Origin of the sequence: Paraburkholderia ribeironis, assembly GCF_900019265.1 — a bacterium.
Lineage (GTDB): Bacteria > Pseudomonadota > Gammaproteobacteria > Burkholderiales > Burkholderiaceae > Paraburkholderia > Paraburkholderia ribeironis.
Genome location: NZ_CYGX02000154.1, coordinates 1 through 1,619 on the forward strand (window position 1 = coordinate 1; position 1,619 = coordinate 1,619).

Sequence of the window (1,619 nt, forward strand, 5' to 3'; positions counted from 1 at the left end):
GGCCGAGGCCGTGTAAAAACGCGCAGAGGGGCCAACCGATAAAGCGCCGTTGGGAGTGCCGTTCGGTTACACCGAGACACGGACCGCTGACCTGATTGTGCTATGCCGATGCGCAGTGTCAGTACGCGAGTTCACGCACCGGCCAACTTCATTGCCCGCATCGTCCTCGTGAATCCGAGGATCCTGATGACGCGCTTGAGGTTGTATGCCAGCACATGCAAACTCATTTCGGTTGCGACGTAACCAAGCCTGCGTGTCTGGAAGTGTGTCGAGCCCATCCAGTGCTTGAGAGTGCCGAACACGTGCTCGACTGTTCGGCGTCTTATCGTCATTGCATTGAGTTGGCGATCCAGCCTTGACTGCATTGCCTCAAGCACCGCTTCGTGCTCCCATCGCCGGATACGCCGGTAATCAGATGGCGTGCACTGGCTCTTGATCGGGCAATTCGGGCAGGCGCTACTCCAGTAGGTGCGCAGGGTCATCGGATTGTCCCGCTCAACCGAACTGAATCGGTAAATCGCCCGCTGCCCCGCCGGGCAGCGATACTGGTCATCCGCAGCGATGTAGACGAAGTCGGCCCGGTCGAATCGCCCGTCGGCCCTCGCGCCAGACGTCAGCGATTTCGGCACCATTGCGGCAATGCCAGCGTCGTCGCACGCCTTGATCTCGGGTGCACTGAAGTATCCACGATCTGCGAGTGCCTTGATCTTTTTCTTGCCCATGGCGTCGCGAGCTGCCTTGGCCATCGGACTCAACTGCGTCCGGTCATTGCCGATGTTCGTCACTTCATGGGTCACGACGAGGTGATGCATGGTGTCGACGGCCACCTGAACGTTGTAGCCAACCACGCCTGTGCCTTTGGCTTGCGAGATCATCGAACGCGAGTCGGGGTCGGTCAGGGAGACCTGCTTTTCAGGCAAATCGTTCAGCAGCTTTGCCGCACGCTCCAGATCACGCATCTGTTCGCGCAGCGTCCCGATCTTTTCCCGTAGTCGCTCTGTCTTCGCTTCCACCTCGGCGGGTTGAGTGCGATCTGCTGTTTCCAGAGCATCCAGGTAGCGCTGAATGCTCTGCTCGATCTGCTCCTGACGCTTCGCAATCTTGTTGGGCGTGAAGTTGTTGTCGCGGCTGTTGACCGCCTTGAACTTACTGCCGTCGATGGCCACGACCGCTTGCGTGAACAGCTTCAGATCACGGCATATCATCACGAAGCGCCGGCATACATTGCGAATGCCTTCCCCGTTGCTTCGCCTGAACTCGGCGATCGTCTTGAAGTCCGGGGCGAGGCGCCCGGTCAGCCACATCAGTTCGACGTTGCGCTGGCACTCCCGCTCCAGGCGGCGGCTCGACTGCACGCGATTGAGATAGCCGTAAATGTAGATCTTGAGCAGCACACCGGGGTGGTAGGACGGACGCCCCGTGATCGCCGGCATGGTCCCTTCAAATCCCAGAGACGACAGCTCAAGCTCATCTACGAATGCGTCGACAATCCGGATCGTGTTGTCTTCGGCGATGAAGTCATCCAGACATTCCGGCAGTAGCGTTGTTTGATTGCGGTCTGCACCTTCGACAAATCGCCCCATCTTCGCCTCACGCACCAACAGGTTGATTCAGTCTAG

At 58.8% G+C, this 1,619-nt stretch carries 1 protein-coding gene; it reads right to left on the bottom strand.

The features are described 5' to 3' along the window. Nucleotides 1-131 precede the first annotated feature (131 nt). Nucleotides 132-1,583: an IS1182 family transposase gene (locus BN2475_RS32645; protein ID WP_094783462.1), complete on the bottom strand. Its 1,452-nt coding sequence runs from the start codon at nucleotides 1,581-1,583 to the stop codon at nucleotides 132-134. Nucleotides 1,584-1,619: the final 36 nt, after the last annotated feature.

What these genes read in the sequence shown, in the direction of transcription:
- BN2475_RS32645 (WP_094783462.1), bottom strand. Translation starts at nt 1,583, where the DNA reads ATGGGGCGATTTGTCGAAGGTGCAGACCGCAATCAAACAACGCTACTG.